Here is a 16,462-nt window from a genome sequence, read left to right on the forward strand (position 1 = left end):
TAAATAACATCCGCGATTATAAATTGCCTGTTTATCTGGAATTTTAAAATAAAGATAAATATTTAGGGATTCCAAAGGGGATTATCCCCTTTGGCCGCCGGAGGCGAAATCCCATGACAAAAGCGCGAAGCGCATCAAAGTAAGGATTTTAGATGTTTAATTTGATTGTTTCCAAGCTGTTCGGTTCACGAAATGAAAGATTTATTAAAAAGTTGAAGCCGCAGATTGATCAGATAGCTGCCCTTGAACCGGAAATGCAAAAGCTTACAGATGAGCAGTTTCCGCAGAAGATAGCTGAATATAAAGAGCAGGTTGCCGCAGGCACTTCCCTTGATGATATTCTGGTAGAAGTTTTCGCTCTCGTGCGCGAGGCTGGTATCCGTTCCCTTGAAATGCGCCATTACGATGTACAGATGGTCGGCGGCATGGTCCTGCACAGCGGACGTATCGCCGAAATGAAGACCGGTGAAGGTAAAACCCTTGTGGCGACCCTTCCGGCAGTCCTCAATGCTCTTTCCGGCAAAGGCGTACACCTGATTACCGTTAACGATTATCTTGCCAAGCGTGATGCCGAGTGGATGGGCCGGCTCTACAATTTTCTCGGATTGACTGTCGGAGTGGTTGTGCATGGGCTCAGTGATGAAGAGCGTCAGGAAGCTTACGGCTGCGACATCACCTACGGTACCAACAACGAATTCGGTTTCGACTACCTGCGCGACAACATGAAGTTCTACAAAGAACAGCTGGTTCAGGGTGAACTGAATTTTTGTATCGTGGATGAGGTTGACTCCATCCTCATTGATGAAGCGCGTACCCCGCTGATTATTTCCGGTGCATCCGACGATGCCACCTCCATGTACGGCCGGGTCAACTCCATTATTCCCCTGCTTAAAAGGGATAAGGATTTTGAAGTTGATGAAAAGGGCCGTTCCATCACCATGACCGATGACGGGGTCATGAAATGCGAACAGATTCTGGGTATCGACAACCTCTACGACTCCCAGCATATTTCTTTTCAGCACCACATCATGCAGGGCATCAAAGCCCACCACCTTTTTGGGCGTGATGTTGATTACATCGTTAAAGACGGTCAGGTGGTTATTGTTGATGAATTCACAGGCCGCCTCATGCCCGGCCGCCGCTTCTCCGACGGTCTGCATCAGGCTCTTGAAGCGAAAGAAGGCGTTAAGGTCGAGTCCGAGAACCAGACCCTTGCTTCCATCACCTTCCAGAATTACTTCCGCATGTACAATAAACTGGCCGGTATGACCGGTACCGCGGATACCGAAAGTGTTGAATTCGCACAGATTTACGATCTGGAAGTAATCGTCATCCCCACCAACACCGCAATGATCCGTAAAGACCACCCTGACTCCATCTACAAGACTCAGCGTGAGAAATACAACGCCATTGCCGATGATATTGCCGCCAAGTACAAGAAAGGTCAGCCTGTGCTGGTCGGTACTGTCTCCATTGAGAAGTCGGAACTGGTTTCCAGCCTGCTCAAGAAGCGCAAGATTCCCCACAACGTGCTCAACGCAAAGCACCACCAGCAGGAAGCGGAGATCGTTGCCGAGGCCGGACACAAGGGCCACGTAACCATCGCCACCAACATGGCCGGACGTGGTACTGACATCAAGCTAGGTGAAGGTGTTCTGGATGCTGGCGGTCTGCATATCATCGGTACCGAGCGTCACGAATCACGCCGTATCGACAACCAGCTGCGTGGTCGTTCCGGCCGTCAGGGTGACCCCGGTTCCACCCGTTTTTACCTTGCCCTTGATGATGATCTCATGCGTTTGTTCGGTTCCGACCGTATCGCCGGGATCATGGACAAGCTGGGCATGGAAGAAGGTGAGCCTATTGAGAACGGCATGGTCACCAAGGCCATTGAGAATTCCCAGAAGAAGGTCGAAGGCCACAACTTTGAAATCCGTAAACAACTCCTCGATTATGACAACGTCATGAACCAGCAGCGTGAAGTAATTTACACCCTGCGCCGCGATGTCATGAACTCCGAAGATATGTCCGAGATGACCGCCGAGTTTGTGGAAGAACTTTTTGAAGATGCATTCTACCCTGTTGAAGAAGCCAAGGGTAAACCCCTTGACGAAGAGACCGAGGAAATGGTCCGTGTCCGTCTTGATGAACTCTGCGGTCTGAGCCGTAATGAGGAATTCAAGGAAGCATTGCCCACCCGTGAACAGGCCGAAGAATGGGTTCAGGAAATCCTCGGTGTACTGGCGGAAAGCGCGGGCGACCACTACCACGAGATTCAGCGTTACTTCCTGCTGGAAGCCCTTGACCGCAACTGGAAAGAGCATCTGCTGAACATGGATCACCTGCGTGAAGGTATCGGTCTGCGCGGCTACGGTCAGAAGGATCCCAAGCACGAGTACAAGCGTGAAGGTTTTGAGCTCTTCCGCGAAATGCTGGATCGCATCAAGGAAAACACCGTGCGCGCGCTCTGCCACCTGCGCATTGAAACCGAGGTTCGCGAAGATGAATTCCAGCACAAGGAAAGCAAATCCGATCTCGAATATTCCGATTCAGAGGAAACCGAGACCAAGAAAAAACCCAAACGACGCAGTGAACCCAAGGTAGGCCGCAATGATCCCTGCCCCTGCGGAAGCGGCAAGAAGTACAAGAAGTGCTGCGGTAAATAATCCCGGCAGACACAAGCGATAATTTAAGCCTCCCGTGAAATGTTCACGGGAGGCTTTTTGTTTAAACTAGCAAGTAATTTTCATACGGAGCGGCGAAGACCCGATAAGAGTTTTTGAAGAGTCCAAAGAAACTTTTTTTTCAAAAAGTTTCTTTGGCCGCCGGAGGCATTCCTAAAACTTTTTAAAATCCCCATCAGAGAAATTACTGCCCATGTCCAATGCCAGACCTGCCGAACCTTCGCTTTCAGCCTGCGGTGCGGTCTGTTTCTGTCCGGGAGCTGCGTGAGCGGCAGGCAGGGCGTGGGGAACGTGTGCATTGCCGTTGTTGTTAACCCTGAAGAAGCCCATGGTCTGCTGCAGTTCTTCTGCCTGACTGGAGAGTTCTTCGGAAGTGGAAGCCATTTCCTCAGAAGCGGAGGCATTCTGCTGGGTGACCTGATCAAGTTGCTGCACGGCTTTGTTGATCTGTTCTGCTCCGCTGAGCTGCTCGCTGCTTCCTGCGGTTATTTCCTGCACCAGTTCAGCGGTGCGTTTGATATCCGGCACCAGCTGGACCAGCATCTCCCCTGCTTTTTCGGCCATATCCACTGTTCCGGTGGACAGGTCCCCGATTTCACGGGCCGCTTCACCACTGCGTTCGGCAAGCTTGCGTACCTCTGCGGCTACAACGGCAAAGCCTTTGCCGTGTTCTCCTGCCCGGGCTGCTTCGATGGCGGCATTCAGGGCCAGGAGGTTGGTCTGGCGGGCGATTTCTTCAATGATGGAAATTTTTTCCGCAATATTTTTCATGGCGTCCACAGCCTGAGTTACCGCATCACCGCTTTCTTCGGCCTGCTGTGCGGACTGCACGGCAATGGATTCAGTCTGCTGGGCGTTTTCTGCATTCTGGCGGATGTTAGCAGTCATTTGTTCCATAGAGGAGGATACTTCTTCCACATTGGCAGCCTGCTCTGTGGAGGCTTGTGAAAGTGATTCGGCGGTGGCGGAAAGTTCTTCGCTACCCGAGGCCACGTTTTCAGTGGCACTGCCCACTTCGGCTACTACCACGGAAAGACGGTTAACCATGTTGTTCAAGGCGGCGGCAAGGATTCCTACCTCATCTTTCTGATCGATATCCAGTGTGCGGGTAAAGTCTCCCTGAGCCATGCGCTGTGCAAAACGGACGCCCATCTGAATGGGGCCGGTGATGGCTTTGGTCAGGATAAATGCGGTCAGCAGGCCGAGTATGAGGGCGATGAGTGCACCGCTGAAAAGCAGCGTGCTGGAAGTTTCAATCTGGACCAGCATTTTGGCTTTCTGGTCGGCACGTGCGGCACGGCACTGTGCGTCCGCACCCCTTGCCGCTTCAACCATGATCTTTTCAGCTTCAACCTGTTGGGCCATGAGTCCGGTATAGTTATGGAAATTAGTGTAGTATCCGGAAATGGATTTAAGCACTCCTTCTACCTGCGCGATATTGGCCGGGTTGATAAACCTTCGTTTGAGGTCCTGAATGAGTTTTTCAATCTGAACAATGTCATCCCTGACCATTTCCAGATATTTGGGGTCGGATGAGATTATGTATTCTTTTTCATTTTTGCGGGCGGTGATGAACCATTTGATGGCTCGGTTGGCATCGTCTGCCTTGGTCAGCTTGTCTTCGATGTCCTGCTGCCCTTTATTGTAAAGAGTGCTGATAGTTCCAAATTCAGACCTGCGGATTCCGGCTACTATTTTTTGGCGGGTGTTACTGAGGATGGAGTCCAGTTGTTCTTTCTGGTCTGAACGCACCTTTTCCAGTCCGGAAAGGGCGGTACGGGCCTCTGCCCGCATCAGCTCCATGGTTTCATCTCGTTTTTTGACCAGCTCCACATAACCGGTAAAAGCATTGTTGTATTTATCCACGGCCGCGTTCAGTTCGGTCATCTGGTCATGATTGATTTTCTGGGAGAACTTTGTGTTTGTGGTTTTTACCTGCGACTTCAAGGTGCTGATCAACTCGGCGTGTTTTTTCAGGTAATCTTCTTCTGCCCGGAGCATGTAATTTTTTTCACTCATCCGGGTTTCAAGGATTATACGGACCATGCGGTTGACATCATCAGCCTTATCAACCCTGTCTTCAATTCCACTCATACCGTCATAGCCAACATAGGCCATGGCAGCACTGAGAAAGATCATGAGTGCGAAACTCAATCCCAATTTCATTGCCAGCTTCATGTTTTTAAACATCAGAATCTCCTGGGTGTATGTGTTGTTATTACGTTATATATAAGTGTGCTGTTGTATTATATAACATATCCGGCTGATAGACTGGAAGGAAAATCCAAAGAAAATATTATTTTAAGAAAGAAATAATTTTAGTTATGTATTTTTTTAAAAAGTGGTCATTTTTCTATTGATCGAATAATCAATGAGCGTTAGAGAGCTCCATCAAATTCAAACAAAAGGTGATCTCACCATTTAATATTAAAAATTTTAACAGTGAGTGCAAAATCATGCTCGCAACTTTCTTCCAAACCTATCTGAAACTTTTCTTTGTCCTGACCCCGTTTTTCGCCATCTCAGCCTTCCTGTCCCTGACACAGGAAATGACCCCAAGTGAGCGGAAGAAAACAGCTGTGAAGGTTACTGTGGCCGTTATTATCAGCTCTGTGGTTCTTTACCTCTATGGCCGTTACATCTTCGAGCTGTTCGGGATTACTCTTGATGCTTTCCGTATCGGTGCTGGGGCGGTGCTTTTTCTTTCAGCCCTGAATATGGTTAACGGCGGGGGCAAGAAGTTCGACGCCGGTAATGAGGATGACGATATTGCTGTGGTTCCCCTTGCCATACCCATTGTGGTCGGTCCCGGAACCATCGGTGCTCTGCTGGTCATGGGTTCATCCGTGCAGGGGTATAAAGATATGGCTTTGGCCTGCGGTGCTCTTGTTGCTGCTGTATTAACAGTAGGAATTCTGTTATTTGTATCCTCAAGCCTCAAACGGCTGCTGGGAAGACGCGGTTTGAACATCATGAGCCGCTTGACCGGGCTGTTTGTCGCGTCCATCGCTGCCCAGATATTCTTTACCGGGGTGCGTAATTTCATGCTCAACTAGTTGTTTCTGAAAGGAGGATATGCAGATGGCTGGAGCTAAAAAACTGACTGAAAAATTTCTGGTTGCATTGTTCAAGAGAGGCAAGGCTGAGTATCTGCCTCTGTCGTATTTGGAGATGGAAGGCGGCAAAGTCCTTGCGCCCGGCGAAATCGGTAAGATCAAAACAATGCTTGCCGATATGGCGGGAAAAGGGATTTTTGAAGAAAAGAACGGTGAGTATAAGTTGCTTAGTGATCCGTTTGCGTAAAAACAATTTTTTATTTCAAAAAAAGAGGGGGAGATGTGTACACATCTCCCCCTCTTTTTTTGAAATTACGTTTTAATCCACAGGCACGAAAGAGCATTCCATGTTTTGTTCGTTGTCTACTTCTACAAATGCTACGCAGGGCGGGCGTTCGTCGCGGGGCGAGGTCAGGCTGCCGGGATTGAGCATCTGCACTCCGTTGACGATAGACCAGTCCTGAATATGGGTATGTCCGTAGCAGACGAGATCAAAGTCAGGTCCGAAGGAATCGGCTACATTGCGGGATACTTGTGAACGCGCTCCCCAGCCGTGGGCGATGCCTATGCGCAGGCCGTGGAAATTAACGGATTCCAGCGGCTGTATATGATCGGAAAGAACCCATTCATCGCAATTGCCCAGTGCGGCGTGGAAGTTGGGATGCTGGCAGAAGAACTGCCACATGGAAAAGGTGACCATGTCCCCGCAATGCAGGAGCAGGTCCGCATCTGCAAGGTACTTATTAAAAACCTCCGTGAGCCTTTGATCAGGCTCACGGAGGTGTGTGTCAGAGATAACTGCGATTTTCACGGCAATTATTTTTCGGGAACCGCATCCGGGTTGGTGGTCATCTGCGGTTTGGGTTTGTTGGGGTCAATCTTAGCATCCTGAACCTGCTTGGCGCGGTAGCTCAGGTAAGCATCCCTGAGGGCAAGGTAAGGATCAATGGAGCCTTCCTTGAGGGATTCGTATTCCCCGATGTGGAATGAAAGTTTGTTGATCTGGTTGTACGCGCCTGCGGAGGCGGAGTAGTACCAGGGAATGCCGAACCACCAGAAGGGGTTGAGCGCGAAGGTATCGATCCCTACACCCACAGCGTCACGTACGGTGGAGGGGCCGAGGAAGGGCAGCACGAAGTACGGGCCGTTGGGAATGCCCCAGACTCCGAAAGTCTGGCCCATGTCTTCTGCTCCCATGTACAGAGGCATGGTGGATTGTGCTTCACCGGCGACGTTACCGAGTCCGCCCATTCCGAAAATGGAGTTGGCGATGAATTTGGATGTCTCGGCACCGGCAGTATAGAATTTACCCTGCAGAACACAGCTGGTGAAACGCACAGGGTAGAGGATATTCTGGAAAAAGTTGTTGGTCCATGTTCTGGGTCTTAAGGGCACCACGTACATGTAACCCTTGGTGATGGGCTTCATGATGTTGAAGTACAGGTAATCGTTGAACTTGAACATGGCCCGGTTATAGCCCTGCCACGGATCAGAAGCGGAAGCCGCCTCGTGATGCTCGGAGTCGCCCCACATATCTTCGCTGAATTCATCGTCAGCGTATTCTTCAGGATTGTTTTTGACTTCGCCGATTACACCTGATGCCACTTGTGCGACCATCACCGGCTCAGTGCTTTCCGCTGACCGGACCTTGGAAGGAAAGGTCAGCAGGATAACTGCGAACACCAGAAAGGCAAGGATGGTTGTGGAGTAGTTCCGGGTCATGGTTGTTTTCCGTTATTTCTTGCCGTTTTCAGCTGCGGCTTTGGGGTTGAATTTCAACTCTTCGCACTTCTTTTCAAGACGGTCAAAGAGATCTTTTTTGCTGGCGGCAAAAGTTTTATCGTTGGTGGTGTCAAGAATTCCGGAAAACTGGGTCCGGTAGTTTTTGACCAGGCTGACGCCTTCAATCTTTACATCATAAACATCCCATTCACCGTCTTTAAGTTTCATACGGTAGAAAACAGGAATATCCTGCTTGCCGGTCAGCAAGCGGGTATCTACTTGGGCGTATTTTCCCTTAATTATTGTCTCTTTGTCAAATGCGACTTTTTCACCGGAATAATCTTCGATTCTTGCGAGGTAGGTCTGCTCCAGCAGATCAGTGAAAAGGCCCACGAATCTTTCCTGTTCTTCGGGGGTGAACTGCAGCCACGGGCGGCCAACAGAGCGTTTGGAAAGCTCTTCAAAATTGAAGAAATCCTTTATGGTTTCGCGGATTTTGAGAATTTGATTTTCCCGCATCTCAGGGTTCCCCTTGTACTGGGGATCGTTGAGAATTTCGATTACTCCCTGAATCCCGGACCGCAGGCGGACCATGGGGGAGTTGTCAGCTGCCGCGAAACAGGTTCCGGCAAAGCTGGAAAGGAGCAGGGCGATGATAATTATGGATAATGTTCTTTTCATTTTTGAGAACCGATTATTTATTTGAGGTTGTTTTTTAGACATTGCCAAAAACATACTTACTGATCAAGTCTTCAATATCAATTGCTGACTCAGTTTCAATTATAACTCCACCCGGTTCGATGGGATCACCCACTCCTCCGGGGGTTATCTTGATATATTTGTCGCCGATCAGTCCGCTGGTCTTAACCGAGGCAATGGCGTCGTCAGTAAGTTCTATGCGGTTTTCAATGCTCAGGGTCAGCACTGCTTTCTGCTTTTCCAGGTCAAGTTCGATTTTATTCACCCGCCCGATGGGTACACCCATCATTTCCACCGGGGAATTGACCCGCAGCCCGGTGATGTCGTTGAAGCTGGCCTGCACATGGTAATGGTCATCGGCAAACACATGGACGTCACCAAGTTTTACACTCATATATATAATACAGAGTAAACCGAGAAAGACGAAGATGCCGACCGCTGTTTCTTTAGGATATTTTTTCATGCCGAAGTCCATATGCATTTAATTGCTGTTCAAATCGCCAATGTATTTGGCGCAATCCATTTTCATTACTGCAGGATCAAGGGGGGCCATGGTCAGACGGGGGGCTTCCCGTTTTTCGCCTTCACGATCCAGAAACTGTCTTAAATAGGGATCTTCCGTAGCTACAAGCTCTTCTTTGTGTCCCTTGAAAAGTGTTTTTCCTTCACCGAGCACTACAACGTAGTCGGCAATGGTTTCCATGCTGGCCAGATCATGGCTGACAACGACGATGGTCATGTCGAATCGTTCTTTGAGTTCCAGCAGCAGCCCGTCCAGCTCAGCCGAGTTGATGGGATCAAGTCCGGATGTCGGCTCGTCGCAGAAGAGGATGTCCGGGTCCATGACCATGGCCCGGGCCAGTCCGGCTCTTTTGCGCATGCCGCCTGAAAGTTCGTTGGGATAATAATCCATGAATTCTTCAAGACCCACGAGACTGAGCTTTGCTTTGACCACCTCGTAGATTTCAGGCTGCTTAAGTCTGGTGTGCTCACGCAAAGGCAGGGCCACGTTGTCGAACAGGTTCAGGGCACCGAGCAGTGCGCCGTCCTGAAAGAGAACACCGATGCGCTGCTTGAGGCAGCGGAATGCCTTGCGTTTGAGTTCGTAAATATTGTGCCTGCCAAGATAAACAGCTCCATCCATGGGAGTGTTCAGCTTGAGGATGTTCTTAAGCAGGGTTGATTTGCCGCATCCGGAACGTCCGAGAATGACCGAAATTCCCCCGCCGGGAAGGGTGGCGTTGATATTTGATACCACCGGCGTGTCGTCATAGCCGATGGTCAGGTTCTCGATTTTAATATCAGGTGCTGTGCTGCTCATCAGGTCCCTCTAGAGAAGTATGGAGGTTATGATGTAGTCGGCCACGAGGACCAGCACACAGGACATGACTACAGCGGTTGTTGTTGCCTGACTCACGCCTTCGGGGCCTTTGCCGTCTTTGCGGTGGTGGGTGAAATAACCCTGAAAGCAGCATACGGTACAGACCAGCACAGCAAAAACAAGGGATTTGTTGAATCCGGCGGAAATATCGTCCCAGCCCAGGGCTGTGTGCACCCGGTGCCAGTATACTCCGGAATTACCGCCCAGCAGTGAGACTCCGGTCATGTAGCCGCCTGCAATGCCGATCAGGTCGAAAAGGGCGGTCAGTATGGGAAAGGAAATAAGCGATGCCAGCAGCTTGGGGCTGACCAGATAGCTCATAGGGTTGATGTCCATGAGCTCAAGGGCGTCAATCTGTTCGGAAATACGCATGACCCCGATTTCAGCGGTCATGGAAGACCCGGCGCGTCCGGTGAGCATGATGGCGGTGAGTACCGGACCTAGTTCACGGACCAGAGAAAGGGCCACTGCTGCGCCCAGGAAACCGTCGGAGCCGAATTTGGATAACGCATACTGGGTCTGGAGACCGACAACCATGCCCGTAAAAAGCCCGATCAGGGAGATGACAGTAAGAGATTTTACTCCGATGAAGTAAAGTTCTTTTACCGTTTTTTGGAAGATTCCCAGAGAACTGAATACGTGAAAAATGCCGTCCAGCAGGAAAATGAACATGGCACCTGCTTCGGAGAGCAGGTGCATACAGTATTTACCCAGCAGGTTTAAGGGCAGGAGCATTTTGTTTTCGGATTCAGCTTGGGACATGGTCGTTTTATATATAAATTCTGTATAAAAAAGTTAATTCAGTAGTTACTCAGCCTAAACCGTCCACTTAGCACAGTGATCAGGAAAATAAAAGAGTGAAAAGCCTGTAACGGCAGTAATTTCATTGACCGGGTGAGTTTTTACCCGCAAACTTTTATCAATCCTCATCATCAAGGCCGTTTTTGTTCTCCCACCAGCTTGGCGGAGGGCCGAGATACCACCAGTCCTTGTGGTCAGTTTCAGCTATTTTATCGGCCAATTGCTGTCCTTCTTCAGTGCGCAGCCGTTTTAAGGCCGATTCCAGCCATTTTCCTGCATAGGGGTTGCCCATGTCCAGCTCTTCCTTGAGATTGAGAATGAAGTCAAGCTGGTCTGCATCCTGAGCCAGTTTTGATTCAAGGGTCTCACACTCTTCCAGTTCCTCCCAGTGGGGGAAAATTTTGTCTTCCAGCCCGGTTCCGGCCAATGTGTGGCGCAGAGCCCGGTCCCGGTAGCTGCGGTTATAGATACGGTTTACGTAGTTGAAGTCCCCGGTGCGGGCTTCATGCAGGTCATGGAACAAACACATGAATACTGTACGGGCCATATCCGCTCCGGCCATGTCGGCCAGTACGTAACCAAGTACCGCCACCCGGTAGGAGTGGTCGGCTACGGATTCGGAACCAGTGCCTAAGAACTGGTATCCGGTACGCGGGGTTTTGCGCAGCATGCCGACCTCAAAGAGGAAATCGGCAAGTCTGGTCATCTTGTCGCGGTTTTTAAGGTTTTTCATCATATAAATATCTGGTTCTGACAGGGGATTGTGAAATTATTATGACCTGTAGTCGGCATTGATGCTGATATATTCGCGGGTCAGGTCGGACGCCTGAAGCAGGGATGATCCTTTGCCGTCGCCGAGGGTGATGTTAACCTGAACATCCTGTTTGCGCATGATCGGTTCCAGTAGGGCGTCCATGTCGCCTTCCACAGGCTTACCTTTTTCAAAGACCACGATTTTGCCGAAACTTAAGGTCAGCTTTTCGGGATCAAACTCAGCTCCGCTGCGGCCTGCTGCGGCGACAATGCGGCCCCAGTTGGGGTCTTCGCCGAAGAGTGCAGTCTTGACCAGCGGAGAGTTGCCCACAGCCCGGACGATAAGCTGCGCATCTTCATCAGATGCCGCTCCGGTCACATTGATGTGCATGACTTTGGTTCCGCCTTCGGCATCCTGAACAATCATGTAGGAAAGCTGCTGGCAGATATCCAGAAGCAGGGCTTCGATGGCATCTTTTATGTGATCATTGTCAGCCTTCACACCGGAAGCACCGTTGGCAAAGGCCATGACCGTATCATTGGTGCTGGTGTCTCCGTCTACTGTGACACAGTTGAAGCTTTTGTCGATGCAGCGGCGCAGGGCTTCCTGCCACCACAGGGGATCGACTTCCGCATCGCAGGTCACAAAGCCGAGCATGGTGGCCATGTCCGGGGAAATCATGCCTGCTCCTTTACACATGCCGAGTATGCGCACGGGCTTGCCGTCACAGATGATTTCACCCCAGGCCAGTTTAGGAAATTTGTCCGTGGTCATGATCGCTTTGGCGGCCTTGACCGGGTCATTGTCGGACAGTGCTTTTTTCAGCCTGGGTGCTGCTTCGCGCCATCTGTCCATATTGAAACGGGGGCCGATGACTCCGGTGGATGCGGGCAGCAGGTCCCGGTCACTGATGGAAAGATATTTGGCTGCCAGTACAAGGCTTTCCCTGCAGTCTTCAATTCCTTCAGCCCCGGTGCAGGCATTGGCCAGCCCGGCATTGATAATGGCTCCGCGCACAATTTGTGATTCAGCCAGAATCTCTTTACCCACGGTCACCGGAGCGGCCTGAAATTTATTTTTTGTGAAAACGGCTGCGCCCACAGCGGGGACATCACTGATTATCAGGGCCAGATCATTGCGGCCGCTGTATTTGAATCCGGCTTCAAGAGCTGCGAATTTATATCCTTGGGGGATTTGAAGCATGGTCTTTCATCCTATGGTCTTTCCTACTCCTATAATAACAAGCCTTAGTGTAAAGCTGTTACTCCGTAGGAAAAAACTGTGCAAGGTAAAATAACTGTTTAAAACAAAAGTTGTTGTGTTTCGTATAAAAAAACGGGTCTGTTCGACAAGAACAGACCCGTTTTTATGATCTTGGTGTGACCGTATTAGTTCAGGAGGTCCTTGCGAATGTAGTCAACTTTCGCTTTGGATCGCAGTTCGGTAAGGAAGGAATTGAAGACTTCATTGCTGCGCTGCTGGAAAATGGCATTCATGAACATGTCCTTCTGAGCGGTCCAGGCTTCCTCCTTGGGAGGAATGCGTTCATCCACACGGGCAACGATGAAGCCGCCCGGGAATTCAAATGCTTCAGAGAGCCATTTGTCCTTGGGGGCAGCAAAAGCAGCCTGAGCCAGTCTGGGGTTCATGCCCAGACCGGGGACAAAACCGTCACGTCCGAAGGGTTCGGAAGTTTTGAGGTCTTTCTTGATGGACTTCAGGATTTTGGCCTCAGAGTCTTTTGCCTGCAGCTGTCCCATGAGGACAGTCGCCTTGGCTTTAGCCAGCTCAATGGCGTGTTTCTGGGTCAGGAAGTTTTTGATGTCTTCCTTAACATCTTTGAGCGGACTTAGGGACGGAGGGATATCTTCTTCTTTTTCAACGAGGAGATAGCCGCCGTCAATTGCTACAGGCATTTCTGTGGAGCTGTCTTTGGGCAGACCGATGATGGTCTGAGCTGCACTTTCAGTCATGCCGAAAGCCTGAGACAGGTTCTGGACAGTAGCCTGATCGCTTTTCTTGGAACCTATGCCCAGTTCTTCTGAAACTTTGTCCAGCTTCATGCCGGAGGCAAGCAGGTCAATGGCATGGTCGAGTTTATCGCTGATGGAATCAGCTGCCTTTTCCTGAGCAATGATGGTGCTGATTTCATCCTTGACCTGATCCAGTTCTTTCTGGCCGGCTTTACGAATGTCTTCAACCTTGATCAGGTGCCAGCCGAAACGGGTACGTACGGGCTTGCTGACTTCACCCTTTTTGAGAGCAAAAGCTGCATCTTCAAAAGGTTTAACCATGGCTCCTTTTCCGAACCAGCCCAGCTCTCCGCCTTTGGAGCTGCTGGGGCCTTCAGAGTATTTTTCAGCCAGTTTGCCGAAATCCTGACCGGACTTGGCTTTGGCGAGAACTTTTTTGATTTTCTTTTCAGCTGCCGCAACGTCCTTGTCGGATCCGTTTTCATCCACTGCGATGAGGATGTGACGGGCTTTGACCTGCTCATCCTGCTGGAAAGAATCTTTGTTTGCTTCGTAGTAAGCCTTGACTTCGTCGGGAGTCACTGTCTCGTTGATAGAGAGTTCTTCCGGGGTGAAAGCAATGTATTTGACTACGGAGCGGGCAGGAATAGTAAACTTATCAGGATTGCTTTTGTAGAAACTTTCAATGCTCTTATCACTGATCTTTACATGCTTCACCAGGTCCGCGCTGGGAATATAGTAGTAGTCGATCTGGACTTTTTCAGAAGCGGTGTTGAAAAGCTCACGAGCTTCGGCTTCAGAGGGCTTGACCGGCAGGGTTACGTACTGCTGAAGCTTGCGGATCAAGGCACTGTTGCGCATGTTATTTTCAAAAGTAGCGGCAGACATGGATCTGCTCTGCAGGAAAGCCTGATAAAGATTCATATCAAACTTACCTTCCGCACCGCTGAAAGCGGGAATCTGTCTGATGCTGTAGGAAAGCTCATTGTTGGAAACAGAGAGCCCCAGCTTCCGTGCTTCAGCTTCAAGAAGCTTTTTGCTGACCATCTGCTCAAGCACTGCTTTTTTGAATTCAGGCGACTGAAGCTGGTCGGAGTCAATGTTGGGATTCTGGGCCCGCATAGCTTCGGCTGTTTCGCGGTAAACCTGCATGAATTCCTGAGTGGGAACCGGCTCGTCGTTGACATAAGCGATAACCGGATCAGTGTTGCCGTCGAATCCGCCTGTGCTGAAGGCAAGTACAAAAACAGCGGCGATGATGAAGAGCATAAGTTTAATCAACCAGCTCTGGGAATTTTGGCGCAGAATGTCCATCATGGCTTCTTCATTCTCCGTTTGCAGCAGATGCTGCTTTCTAATGTTAATTCTATTTACAACAGGCAGGAAGGGCGCAGCTGCGTCCTTCCTGCCATACTCATTTACAATTGTTTGCCTACGTAGTTCAGCAGGCCGCCGGCTTTAATAATATCCAGCTCTTTTGCCGAAAGGTCGTTTTTGACTTTGATTTCAGCACCGTCAGCCATGGCAACGGATTCGCCGCCGGGGGTGATGCTGGTGGTATCAATAGTCAATTTACTACCTTCAGACAATCTGTCGTAATCGCTCTTTTCAGAGAGTACAAGGGGTAGAATGCCAAAATTGATAAGATTTGCCCGGTGAATGCGGGCAAGAGACTTGGTAATAACGGCAACAACGCCCAGATGACGGGGGCCGAGAGCTGCATGCTCGCGGCTGGAACCCTGTCCGTAGTTTTCTCCACCGAGGATGATTCCGCTTTCGGCGGCTTTCATACGGCCTACAAAACCTTCATCAACCCGGCTGAAGATATATTCGCTGATGGCCGGGATGTTGGAACGCAGAGCTGTGATCTGTGCGCCCGCAGGCAGTATGTGGTCGGTGGTGATATCATCTTCCACTTTGAGGCGGATTTCTGAGGAAACCTCATCCGGCAGGGCGGAGAAAGTTTCAAGGGGAACAATGTTCGGCCCGCGCACGATTTCAATTTCGTCCCGGTTTTCCGGAGGAAAGATGAACAGGTGGCGGATGGAAGGCACATCTTCCGGGAATTCGATCTTGGCCGGCGGGGTGCCCCAAGTGGCCGGATCGGTGAATTCCCCGGCAAGTGCCAGTTTGGCAGCAGTCTGCGGGCTGGCCAGATATACCTGAGCATCCTGGGTTCCGCTGCGGCCTTCAAAGTTACGGTTGAAGGTACGCACGCTGACTCCGGCAGAGGTGGGGGAACCGCCCATGCCGATGCAGGGTCCGCAGGTACATTCCAGCAGACGTGCACCGGAATCAAGGAAATTGGCGATGAGTCCGTCGGAGGCAAGCATTTTGAGAACCTGCTTGGAACCGGGGGAGATCATCAGGTCCACGCCTTCAGGCAGCTGCTGGTCCTGCAGGATCAGCGCTGTTGTTTTCAGGTCGGAGTAGGAAGAGTTGGTGCAGGAGCCGATGGCGGACTGGTTGACCTTGAGCCCGGCAAGGGACTTTACGGTGACAACACGGTCCGGCATATGCGGCTGGGCCACCAGCGGTTCCAGCTCGGAAAGGTTGATTTCGACTACTTCGGCGTAAGTTGCGTCAGTGTCGGCAATGAGTTCGGACCAGTCTTCTTCGCGGCCCATGGCCTTAAGGAAAGCCTTGGTGTTGTCATCACTGGGGAAGATGGAAGTGGTAGCTCCCAGTTCCGCACCCATATTAGTGATAACCGCACGTTCGGGAACTGTGAGAGACTTAACGCCTTCTCCTGCGAATTCGAATACAACGCCCACGCCGCCTTTAACTGTCTTGAGCTCAAGCAGCTTGAGGATGATGTCTTTGGCTGAAGCCCATTCGGTCAGTGCGCCGGAAAGATCCACCTTGACCACCTTGGGCATGGGGATGGAGTAAGGCTGTCCGGCCATGGCCAGGGCAACGGAAAGTCCGCCCGCACCCATGGCCAGAGAACCGAGTCCGCCTGCGGTGGGGGTGTGGCTGTCGGAGCCGATCAGGGTCTTGCCGGGCTTGGCAAAGTTTTCCAGATGCAGCTGGTGACAGATACCGGTTCCGGCCGGGGAAAAGACAACGCCGTGCTTGGCGGCGACCGTACGCAGGTACTGGTGGTCATCCGGGTTGCGGAATCCCATCTGCAGGGTGTTGTGGTCCACGTAACTTACAGAAAGTTCGGTCTGGACCTTATCAATACCCATGGCTTCAAATTGCAGATAAGCCATCGTGCCGGTGGCATCCTGAGTAAGAGTCTGATCAATTCGTAGCCCGACTTCAGTGCCCGGCTTCATTTCGCCGTTCAAGAGATGCGCTGATATGATCTTTTCAGTTATGTTTAAACCCATGATACCTCCGGAGTGATTGTGCTTTTCATAAGCAGATTTGAAACTAAGTGTCCTGTT

General features: G+C 50.7%; 14 protein-coding genes. 3 read left to right on the forward strand and 11 right to left on the reverse strand.

Annotated elements, in window-relative coordinates:
- Nucleotides 1-152: 152 nt before the first annotated feature.
- A complete protein-coding gene (secA, locus tag FMR86_RS04280) occupies nucleotides 153-2,666 on the forward strand; it encodes a preprotein translocase subunit SecA (protein WP_163349849.1) in 2,514 nt (837 codons plus the stop codon).
- 171 nt (nucleotides 2,667-2,837) lie between these two features.
- Here the strand turns inward: secA and FMR86_RS04285 are convergent, their stop codons facing one another.
- Complete coding sequence (locus tag FMR86_RS04285) at nucleotides 2,838-4,874, reverse strand: methyl-accepting chemotaxis protein (RefSeq protein WP_163349850.1); 2,037 nt, start codon at nucleotides 4,872-4,874, stop codon at nucleotides 2,838-2,840.
- Between the two features lie 266 nt (nucleotides 4,875-5,140).
- Here FMR86_RS04285 and FMR86_RS04290 point away from each other — a divergent pair, with 266 nt between their 5' ends.
- Nucleotides 5,141-5,740, forward strand: a complete 600-nt coding sequence (locus FMR86_RS04290) for a MarC family protein (RefSeq protein WP_163349851.1) — start codon at nucleotides 5,141-5,143, stop codon at nucleotides 5,738-5,740.
- Nucleotides 5,741-5,765: 25 nt separating this feature from the next.
- Nucleotides 5,766-5,987: a hypothetical protein gene (locus FMR86_RS04295; protein WP_163349852.1), complete on the forward strand. Its 222-nt coding sequence runs from the start codon at nucleotides 5,766-5,768 to the stop codon at nucleotides 5,985-5,987.
- A 72-nt stretch (nucleotides 5,988-6,059) separates the two neighbouring features.
- Here the strand turns inward: FMR86_RS04295 and FMR86_RS04300 are convergent, their stop codons facing one another.
- The 10 genes from FMR86_RS04300 to FMR86_RS04345 form a co-directional block, all read right to left on the reverse strand.
- Nucleotides 6,060-6,551 carry a YfcE family phosphodiesterase gene (locus FMR86_RS04300; protein WP_163349853.1) on the reverse strand — a complete coding sequence of 164 codons (492 nt, stop codon included), beginning with the start codon at nucleotides 6,549-6,551 and terminating at the stop codon, nucleotides 6,060-6,062.
- Between the two features lie 5 nt (nucleotides 6,552-6,556).
- Nucleotides 6,557-7,462 carry a VacJ family lipoprotein gene (locus tag FMR86_RS04305; protein ID WP_163349854.1) on the reverse strand — a complete coding sequence of 302 codons (906 nt, stop codon included), beginning with the start codon at nucleotides 7,460-7,462 and terminating at the stop codon, nucleotides 6,557-6,559.
- 12 nt (nucleotides 7,463-7,474) lie between these two features.
- The gene (locus FMR86_RS04310) at nucleotides 7,475-8,143 is read right to left on the reverse strand and encodes an ABC transporter substrate-binding protein (protein ID WP_163349855.1); all 669 of its coding nucleotides are present in this window, start codon (nucleotides 8,141-8,143) and stop codon (nucleotides 7,475-7,477) included.
- A 34-nt stretch (nucleotides 8,144-8,177) separates the two neighbouring features.
- Nucleotides 8,178-8,624 carry an outer membrane lipid asymmetry maintenance protein MlaD gene (mlaD, locus tag FMR86_RS04315; RefSeq protein ID WP_163349856.1) on the reverse strand — a complete coding sequence of 149 codons (447 nt, stop codon included), beginning with the start codon at nucleotides 8,622-8,624 and terminating at the stop codon, nucleotides 8,178-8,180.
- 18 nt (nucleotides 8,625-8,642) lie between these two features.
- Nucleotides 8,643-9,482 carry an ABC transporter ATP-binding protein gene (locus FMR86_RS04320; RefSeq protein ID WP_239057135.1) on the reverse strand — a complete coding sequence of 280 codons (840 nt, stop codon included), beginning with the start codon at nucleotides 9,480-9,482 and terminating at the stop codon, nucleotides 8,643-8,645.
- Nucleotides 9,483-9,491: 9 nt separating this feature from the next.
- Entirely contained in the window at nucleotides 9,492-10,304 is an 813-nt protein-coding gene (locus FMR86_RS04325; protein ID WP_163349857.1) for an ABC transporter permease, read from the reverse strand.
- Nucleotides 10,305-10,461: 157 nt separating this feature from the next.
- The gene (locus tag FMR86_RS04330; RefSeq protein ID WP_163349858.1) at nucleotides 10,462-11,079 is read right to left on the reverse strand and encodes an HD family hydrolase; all 618 of its coding nucleotides are present in this window, start codon (nucleotides 11,077-11,079) and stop codon (nucleotides 10,462-10,464) included.
- A gap of 36 nt (nucleotides 11,080-11,115) precedes the next feature.
- Entirely contained in the window at nucleotides 11,116-12,300 is a 1,185-nt protein-coding gene (gene argJ / locus FMR86_RS04335) for a bifunctional glutamate N-acetyltransferase/amino-acid acetyltransferase ArgJ (protein ID WP_163349859.1), read from the reverse strand.
- 185 nt (nucleotides 12,301-12,485) lie between these two features.
- A complete protein-coding gene (locus FMR86_RS04340) occupies nucleotides 12,486-14,387 on the reverse strand; it encodes a SurA N-terminal domain-containing protein (protein WP_163349860.1) in 1,902 nt (633 codons plus the stop codon).
- Between the two features lie 101 nt (nucleotides 14,388-14,488).
- Entirely contained in the window at nucleotides 14,489-16,405 is a 1,917-nt protein-coding gene (locus tag FMR86_RS04345) for an aconitate hydratase (RefSeq protein ID WP_163349861.1), read from the reverse strand.
- Nucleotides 16,406-16,462: the final 57 nt, after the last annotated feature.

It is taken from the genome of Desulfovibrio sp. JC010 (assembly GCF_010470675.1).
Lineage (GTDB): Bacteria > Desulfobacterota > Desulfovibrionia > Desulfovibrionales > Desulfovibrionaceae > Maridesulfovibrio.